The 7838-nt window shown below is 50.1% G+C and carries 7 protein-coding genes; 1 reads left to right on the top strand and 6 read right to left on the bottom strand.

The window, feature by feature from the left end:
- Positions 1–357 precede the first annotated feature (357 nt).
- From FD01_RS06890 to aspD, 6 genes are read right to left on the bottom strand one after another with little or no spacing between them, the layout of a single operon-like run.
- Positions 358–1671: a PTS sugar transporter subunit IIC gene (locus tag FD01_RS06890; protein WP_056963406.1), complete on the bottom strand. Its 1314-nt coding sequence runs from the start codon at positions 1669–1671 to the stop codon at positions 358–360.
- Between the two features lie 22 nt (positions 1672–1693).
- Positions 1694–2224 carry a GrdB-related putative oxidoreductase gene (locus FD01_RS06885; RefSeq protein WP_056963404.1) on the bottom strand — a complete coding sequence of 177 codons (531 nt, stop codon included), beginning with the start codon at positions 2222–2224 and terminating at the stop codon, positions 1694–1696.
- Positions 2225–2243: 19 nt separating this feature from the next.
- Positions 2244–3200: a glycosylasparaginase gene (locus tag FD01_RS06880; RefSeq protein WP_056963402.1), complete on the bottom strand. Its 957-nt coding sequence runs from the start codon at positions 3198–3200 to the stop codon at positions 2244–2246.
- On the bottom strand, positions 3200–4519 hold the full coding sequence (locus FD01_RS06875) for a Sapep family Mn(2+)-dependent dipeptidase (RefSeq protein ID WP_056963400.1): 1320 nt from the start codon (positions 4517–4519) through the stop codon (positions 3200–3202). The genes FD01_RS06880 and FD01_RS06875 overlap by 1 nt, the downstream gene beginning before the upstream one ends.
- A gap of 15 nt (positions 4520–4534) precedes the next feature.
- On the bottom strand, positions 4535–5245 hold the full coding sequence (locus tag FD01_RS06870) for a GntR family transcriptional regulator, LSA1692 subfamily (protein WP_056963408.1): 711 nt from the start codon (positions 5243–5245) through the stop codon (positions 4535–4537).
- Between the two features lie 19 nt (positions 5246–5264).
- The gene (gene aspD, locus FD01_RS06865) at positions 5265–6836 is read right to left on the bottom strand and encodes an aspartate 4-decarboxylase (RefSeq protein WP_056963398.1); all 1572 of its coding nucleotides are present in this window, start codon (positions 6834–6836) and stop codon (positions 5265–5267) included.
- Between the two features lie 557 nt (positions 6837–7393).
- On the opposite strand from aspD, the gene FD01_RS06860 reads away from it, so the two are divergent.
- Positions 7394–7762, top strand: coding sequence for a DUF1304 domain-containing protein (locus tag FD01_RS06860; RefSeq protein ID WP_056963395.1), 369 nt, complete (start codon positions 7394–7396; stop codon positions 7760–7762).
- Positions 7763–7838: the final 76 nt, after the last annotated feature.

Here is a 7838-nt window from a genome sequence, read left to right as displayed (position 1 = left end):
TTATTTTGTCTGAGTGCTAACGATAGTGGCTAACTTGATTGTAAAACGCGGGAAAAATTTCAATATACCGCGTAAATTTACAATACCATTTACCCAACGTTTGGAGCAAAGAACTAGGCATACTTTGGTTACTAAATGTTAACATATTTGGGAACGTGTGTTAACTTGAACGGAAAAAATGCTACAGATAACCGCTAGATAAGACTCGCTCACTACACCTATAATAAATTTTCCAAAACGAAAATTAATAATAACTTCGCCAGTTGACAACAGACTTGTACTGAGAAAAATAAATATTTTTTTATTCTCGAAAAAACAGCCAGGCTCCCACCTGACTGCCAAAACTCTCATCATAATCTACATTTCATCAAAATCGATCGTCAACTCCGCTTCAGCCGCAGCTTGTTCGTCGCCGAGGTATTGCTTGTCGAGCATTTTGACGAATGGATAGTAAATCAAGATTCCGAGTAATAATTCAAATATCTGAAGCACCGAACCAGTCCAACTCCCGGAAGCTAACCAACCGGAGATGATCGGTGGGGTCGTCCATGGTAACAGCACACCGTTTGGACGCGGTACCCAGCCCCAAGTCATCACGAGACCGGAGATCAAGGTGTTCAATACTGGCACGGAAATGAATGGAATGGCAATGATCGGGTTCAAAACTACTGGCAACCCGAAAATCAGCGGTTCGTTAATGCCAAAGATCCCTGGCAAGATGGCGAGTTTGCCCAGTTCGCGGATGCGCTTGGACTTGCAAATAGCAAACATCACGATCAACAAGCTTAACGTACTGCCGCCGCCCCCATAAGTGGTGAAGATATCGATGAAGGGTTGGGTGTAAATATGCGGCAATGGCAAGTTGTTTTGGAACGCATGCAAGTTGTCTTGCGTCAACACGAAGAAAATCGGCGACCACACAGAGTTGGTGATCGATGGGCCGTTGATCCCAAAGCACCACAGCAAGCTGGCCAAGAAGTTGTACAACAGCACTGATGGCAAGGAGTTGCCGACGTGCTTCAGAGGCGCTTGCAATAACGTATAAATGAAATTATAAGCGGTTTCAAAAGGACTCAGCGTAAAGATGATGCGGATCAAGAAGAAGGCCAAAATCACTAACGCGCTTGGGATCAACGCATCAAAGGATTGACTGACTGCTGGTGGCACGCCATCTGGCATTTTGATGGTCCAGTTGCGGCGCACCGCAAAGCGGAAGATTTCAACAGAGAAAATCGCAATGAAGATGCCTAAGAAAATGCCGTTCGGGCCGACGTATTGTAACTGCACGGCAGAGACTGCAGTTTTGCCAACGGTGACCGTCGTTGGGGTCAAGATCAAGAAGCTGATCAAAGCGACGATTGCAGAGTGGATGGCTTGCAAGCCGCGGTTTTTCCCGTAAGCATAACCGATGGCGGTACAAGATAAGATGCCAGTGAAGCTAAACACAGAATTAGAAACCGCAGTAAACCAAGATTCCCAACCTTTACCTAAAATCCCAGTCCAGAAATTCGACCAGCCAGGAATTGGAAAGTTGGCTAACAACAGGAAAATCGAGGTGACAATGATCAATGGCGTGATGATCAAAAAGCCGTCACGCAATGAGCGCAAGACCACGTTGTTGCCTAATTTGGTGGCCACTGGCATGAGGATGGACTCAAACTTCTTTTGCATCAGGGTTCCCTCCTAACTTTAATCAGTCGTGGTAACAGTAGTCGGATTTAAACGTGGCGACATCCCCGCCAAAAGCGAGGGCCGCACAGCCTTTTGCCAAGTGATTTATGGAATCAGACAAGCCCGTGCCGCCTTTTTTCGGCATTTTGACAATGGTGAGTTGATCTTGATAAGTCGGCAACAAGGCTTCGTTCTTCTCTTGAGCGATTGCCAAGATCACTGGCAGCTTGGTGTTTTGTTGAATGTAGTCGCCGAGCTCACACGCCATGGTTGCAAATTCCGGATAGTCATAAGTCGGGCCTAAGATCACGATGTCTGGGGCCATTTTCTCGCTCATGCGGGCGAACTTGCCTTGTACCAAGTCGCGGTTTTGCTGGTAATACTCCGTCCCGCAATAGAAGGTCCCCATGATTTCCCCGTCGACGGCACTCAACGCATGCGCGACGTTTTCGGCACTGCCCATGGCCAACTTCTTGCCACCTAATGGGGTATCGGCGCGCTCTTTGCCGCCAAGCCCAGCTTGAATTTGGTCTAAAATAATAATTGCTTTCATCTGTTTCCCCTCCAATCGTTTAGTTGATCGGTGCTTTGATCCGCTTTTCATAAGCATCGAGCCATGCTTGCGTGATCGGTTCGATGGTGGTGGTGTGATCAGGCCCAGGATGCGCGATCAAAATGCGCGGTGATGCTTCAGCCGTGGCCACACTGAAGGTGAACTCAACGTTCGTGGCCACGCCCCACTCACCTTGATTGTTCATCGCCACCAATGAGAACTCGCCAGCTTTGCCATACCGCCGTTTGAGTTTCTCGATGAACGGATACACCGCTTCATCGCAGGCTTCTTGTGGGCTTTGCCCTTCACCCATGCGGCGCACGATTTCATAAGACAAGCAGCCTTTCATAATGTCTTCGCCAAGGCCAGTCGCCGCGGCCCCGCCGATTTCACTATCGACATAAAACCCGGAACCGGATAATGGCGAATCGCCGACGCGGCCCGCTTTTTTCATGAATAAGCCTGAAGTTGACGTTGCCGCGGCCATGGAAGCGTTAGTGTCCAAGGTGATGGCGCCAACCGTATCATGGCCATCATAAGGATTGTCTGGTTGAGCACGCTGTTCGGCGAGGCGTTTCTCCCAGCGGGCTTTGGCGCGGTCGGTCAACATGTTGGTCATTTCAAACCCGTGTAACGTCGCAAATTTCGTCGCGCCTTCGCCCACGCGGAAACTATTGTAGTGTTCATGACTCAATGCGCGCGCCACAGAAACGGCGTGCATCACGCTGTGGATCCCACCGACGGCCCCTTGCGCTAAGGTGTCGCCATCCATGAAGGCGGCATCCATTTCCACCACGCCTTCTTCATTCGGCAGCCCCCCATAGCCCACGCTTTTGTAATACGGGTAGGCTTCGACCACGTTGATCAGCGCTTCCACCGCATCAGTTGCATGGCCATTTTTTTGCAAAAGGTCGCTAGCTTTCAAGACGCCATCATGGGCCATCCGCCAAGTTGCAATTGTTCCCCACATCCTCATCACACTCCTTTTTCTAGTAGTCGGCTCATTGCCAAGGTGTAAATCGTCATATTCATCAACAAGTCACCTTCGTCCATCCACTCGTCTTCTTTGTGGGCGATCCCTTTTTGCCCGGGAAAACTCGGCCCAAAGGCGATAATGTTGGGCATCACCCGCGCGTAAGTGGCGCCAGTGGTGGTCACCGGCGTCGGATCCAGTCCGGTGAGTTCCCCGTATGCTTGGCTTAAAATGGCCAAGTGCGGGTCATGCGGATCATGCATGGTGCCTGGCATACTGCGCACCACCGTGATTTTGGAACCTGCTGGCACATGTTGTTGCAGCCCTTCAGTGACTTGCGCTTCAGAAACCGTGACGGGATAGCGCATTGCTAACTCCAGTGCGATGCCTGTGTCAGTTCTTTCCATTAAATATGGTGTCACGATCAATCTGCCAGAATCTTCATCGCTAAAGTCAATGCCAAGCCCTTGGCCAAAATGCTGGTCGCGCAAGGCTTGATCAAACCAAGTGAAGTACTCTTGCAACGCGCCATCTGCTAAATGTCCTTCAACCACTTGCTTTGAAATCAAGGTCAGCGCATTGATGCCCATTTCTGGGGCATTGGATGGTGAGCGGCGGCCTTTGACGGAAAGTTCATGTCCATTGATTTCGACGCTTAACTCATCTGGGACAAACGCTTTGCCTTGTGCGCCTTGAAAATCGCCGAGTTGTGCCAACGTATCTGTCGGCAACGGTGTTTCCACGCGATAATTGACGATGCCGCGTTCGCCATACACCACCGGATACTTGCAATCAGGCGTCCAGCCGAATGTCGGCGGCGCTTCTTGGGCTAAGTACATCGGCACATCCGCGCTGCCAGATTCTTCATCTGACCCGAAAATCAAGCGGATCGTGCGCTGTGGTTGTAAGCCCGCATCTTTCAACAATTTCAGTCCGAACAAACATGAAATCGCCGGCCCTTTATTATCCAAAACGCCGCGCGCATACCACCGATCACCGCGCTTAGTCAAGGTGATCGGGTCGCTGGTCCAGCCATCGCCTGCTGCCACCACATCTAAATGCCCGACCACGCCGAGATAGTTCTGGTCATTATCCCCCCATTGCACATAAGCCATCGCATCAGAAACCACTTGAGCTTTGAAGCCGTAAGCCTGGCCTAAGGCAACCACGGCATCGAGCACTTGCCTAGGCGCAAGGCCAAATGGGGCATGTGGTGCCGCTGGGCCTTTAACACTAGGGATTGCGATAATTGAAGCCAGATCTTTGAAGAATTCATCGCGGTGCGCGGCAATTAATGCTTGTAATTGGGTTGCTGTGAACATTTGATCCCCCTTTTCTTAATCAAACCGGGTCAGCGTGGACTTAAAAGTATATTTGTCCGCACGGTAATAAGACGTGTCATAAAATACTGGTTTAGCATCGACGGTGTAAGTGACCGTGTGCACTTTCAGCAGCGGCGCGCCGACTGGAACTTGCAACAATTGACTGATGCGTTCATCCACCAATAAGGCTTCAATTTCTTGATGTGAATAAGCCAGCTCGACTTTGGGTGCCAACAGTTCAAACAGTGATCCTTTGAAATCGGCGGCATTGATGCCATGCACATATTCATCGCAAATCATTAAGTGTTCGACGGTCATCGGTTCATCATCCCAATACCGCAAGCGCTCTAGTTCGACGACTATCGGATTATGGCGCGCGTCTAAGTCGAGTTTTGCCACGATGTCGGCGCTAGGATGGTCGATCACTTGATAATTCAACACGTCAGTATGCGGCGTTTTGCCATAAGCTAAGGCGGCTTCGGTGAAACTTTGCAGGCCACCGCGGCCACTTTCAACTTTGTCATTTTCTGCCGGCGCCATCACATAGGTGCCTTTGCGCGGGTCTTTGATCAAAAGTTGTTGTTTGACCAAGGCATCGATGGCTTTGCGCACCGTCAAGCGGCTGACGCCAAATTCATCGGCGAGATCGTATTCTGACGGCAAGCGCTGGGCACTGGTGTAATGGCCATTGTGCACACGAGCGGCGATTTCTTCCGCCACTTCCATAAATTTCGGGGATTTCAAATTATGCCTCCACTTTTCGGTGTAAATCGTCGAACAACGCGATGATGCGCGCGCCGACTTGTTGATATTGACTGGTGGCTAGATTCGCCAATGAAATTCTAACGGACCACGCGTCACTGCCAAAAGGACTGGTTTTCAGCAACAATAAATGTTTGCGTTCTGCTAATTGCACCAAGATCTGCGTCGGTGAACTGTGGATTTTCAACTTTTTGGCGAAGGCTTGGCCATAGCGCTGGGTGACCCACTGCATCAAATCGATATCGACATAATAAGCCGTGTCCAAATGCGGATCCGCTGGTGGCAAGCCTAACGCCGTGAATAAAATGCGTTCGCGCTCCCGGCAAATGCCGATCACTTCTTGTTGATAGCCGGCGCCATCTTGCAACAGCCCATATAACGAGAAAAGTGCGATCATCAATTGTTGCGGCGTCGACAATCCGGCGGCATGATGCAAGGCGATGTCTCGTGAGTCTGCCACCAGCCGGTCGATGAAGTGAATCGCTTCTGGATCTGGTGATAGCGACTCGTAACGTTCAAGCACCTGATCTTTTGGCGCCCCACCTAATCGCCGGATCTGGTCATCGAACACATTATGTTTAGCGATGGCGATGGCACCCACTCGCCAGCCAGTTGCGCCAAAATATTTCGAAAACGAATATAAGCAAGCCGTATTGTATGGCAGTGTGGCAAAAATCGACATGAAGTGCGGAACGAAGGTACCATACACATCATCGGTTAGAATCAAGAGATCTGGCCGCGCATCGTTGACGATTTTTTGCAAGGCGGCAAGGGTTTGCACCGACATCGCATTGGCCGTCGGGTTGCTGGGATTGACCACAAACGCCGCTTTGATCCGCGGGTCACGCAATTTGTCGAGTTCGCCGACTGAGTATTGATACTGCGTTTGCCCTTTGGTGATCACTTGCTTCGCCCGCACCTTCACCACGTCAAAATGATATTGGGGCAGTTCCGGAATTTCCAGATAAGGCGCAAACGTCGGCAAGAACAACGCGATGCGATCGCCTGGATCGAGCAAATGCGTGTGGATCAAGGTGTCAAACAAGTAGCAAATACCCGCCGTCCCCCCTTCTACCGGAAAGACATCGAAATCAATGGCTCGCTTGGCGAATAATTCCTCGTCGAGGTAAGTTTTCAACGGTTGCGCCGCCATGTCCAAACACCGTGCTGGGGCTGGATAATTGTCGCCGATGATCGCATCACACGCCGCCGTCAACCAGGCTTCTGCTGACATGCCTAAAAGCTTAGGTTGGGATAAGCACTCGGTTAAAAAATCTGCACCAGGGCCTTGATGTTCCGCCAAAAACGCTTTGAACCGGGTCAATCGTTGCGCTTGCGGGGTGATCTGTCCAGCAATGCGCGAGTCTTGTACGTGCAACGTTTCTTGGGTGGCAAAGTCGCCTAACAAAAAATAAGCTGCGCGTGGTACTGGTGCTGTCCAGTTCGGGTTGCCCCGGCCAGCATCCAGCCAGTCATTGCGCTCGGCAGGCGGCACGCGAGATTCCAAATATAAACTGAGCTCAAACGGACTCAGCGCATCGACATCAGTGATCATCACCCTCACCTCATTTTCCCATTAGGCTATCCTATATAGTATATACTGAAAGGTTCATACTAAAATTGCAAGCGATTTCATATTCGAATGCGAAAAAAATTTCAGCTTTTTAATTCTCGAACAGCACAAAAACGACTTTGCCAAGTTGACAAAGTCGCTGCTTATCCTGAACTAAGCTGGGCTACCCTTTAACGTGAAGCCTGCGCTTGATAAATTTTCCCCACCAACAACCCACGGTACGCCAACGTTGCCAACAACGTCCACAACGGCATGATTCAGCCATGGATCAACTCAATGACTTTGGCGATCATATCCACAAACACCCAATCGTAAAATAATTCGATCATGGAAACTGGTTTACTCACGATGCCCTCCAATGATTTTTTGGCTAGTATACACCTAGAATATTGGTGTGCGCGTCAGTTTGCTTAAACTTTCCCAGGTCAGAGACTTCCCACCTCAGAATCCAATTCAACGATGCAAAAGTTTTGTAAAGTTGACTTGTTCCCAGGCGCCCAGCCTGTTAGGATAGTCGCAAGGATAGCTTGGAGGTACTTATGCAAAACATCTTTTTCATTTTAACCATTTTTTTAGGCGCGTTGCACTTGGTGATCATGGCCTTGGAGCTGTGGGGAACACCCGAGACGCAAGCCAAGGCGTTCGCCATGCCGTTAGCCTTCGTGCGGCAAGCCCCGGCGCGCGTTTCCTTGGTCAATCAAGGGATCTACAACGGCGCATTGGGTGCGATGTTCTTATTCACCTGCCTGCTTGCCGACAACCCAACCACTTGGGCGGTACGCATGGCCTTAGCAGGGTTTGTGTTGATCGTCGGGTTAGTGGGTGGCTTCACCGCAACCAAAAAGATTTTCTTGATCCAGTGCTTGCCCGCGGTGATCACCTTGTTGATCGGCTGGCTGGCGAAATAATCTCGACAAAAAACGATTCAGTGCACTAGTCCCTGTCAAGTTGACAGATGAAATATTATAAAGTTGAATCTGTCTC

Source organism: Lacticaseibacillus manihotivorans DSM 13343 = JCM 12514 (genome assembly GCF_001435035.1).
In the GTDB taxonomy this organism is placed as follows: Bacteria; Bacillota; Bacilli; order Lactobacillales; family Lactobacillaceae; genus Lacticaseibacillus; species Lacticaseibacillus manihotivorans.
Note: the sequence above shows the minus strand (reverse complement) of the source record. Positions and strands in the feature narration are given on the sequence as shown.

Bases quoted from the DNA above. Each gene is read 5' to 3' on its own strand.
- FD01_RS06890 (WP_056963406.1), bottom strand. From the start codon at position 1,671: ATGCAAAAGAAGTTTGAGTCCATCCTCATGCCAGTGGCCACCAAATTA.
- FD01_RS06885 (WP_056963404.1), bottom strand. From the start codon at position 2,224: ATGAAAGCAATTATTATTTTAGACCAAATTCAAGCTGGGCTTGGCGGC.
- FD01_RS06880 (WP_056963402.1), bottom strand. From the start codon at position 3,200: ATGAGGATGTGGGGAACAATTGCAACTTGGCGGATGGCCCATGATGGC.
- FD01_RS06875 (WP_056963400.1), bottom strand. From the start codon at position 4,519: ATGTTCACAGCAACCCAATTACAAGCATTAATTGCCGCGCACCGCGAT.
- FD01_RS06870 (WP_056963408.1), bottom strand. From the start codon at position 5,245: ATGGAAGTGGCGGAAGAAATCGCCGCTCGTGTGCACAATGGCCATTAC.
- aspD (WP_056963398.1), bottom strand. From the start codon at position 6,836: ATGATCACTGATGTCGATGCGCTGAGTCCGTTTGAGCTCAGTTTATAT.
- FD01_RS06860 (WP_056963395.1), top strand. From the start codon at position 7,394: ATGCAAAACATCTTTTTCATTTTAACCATTTTTTTAGGCGCGTTGCAC.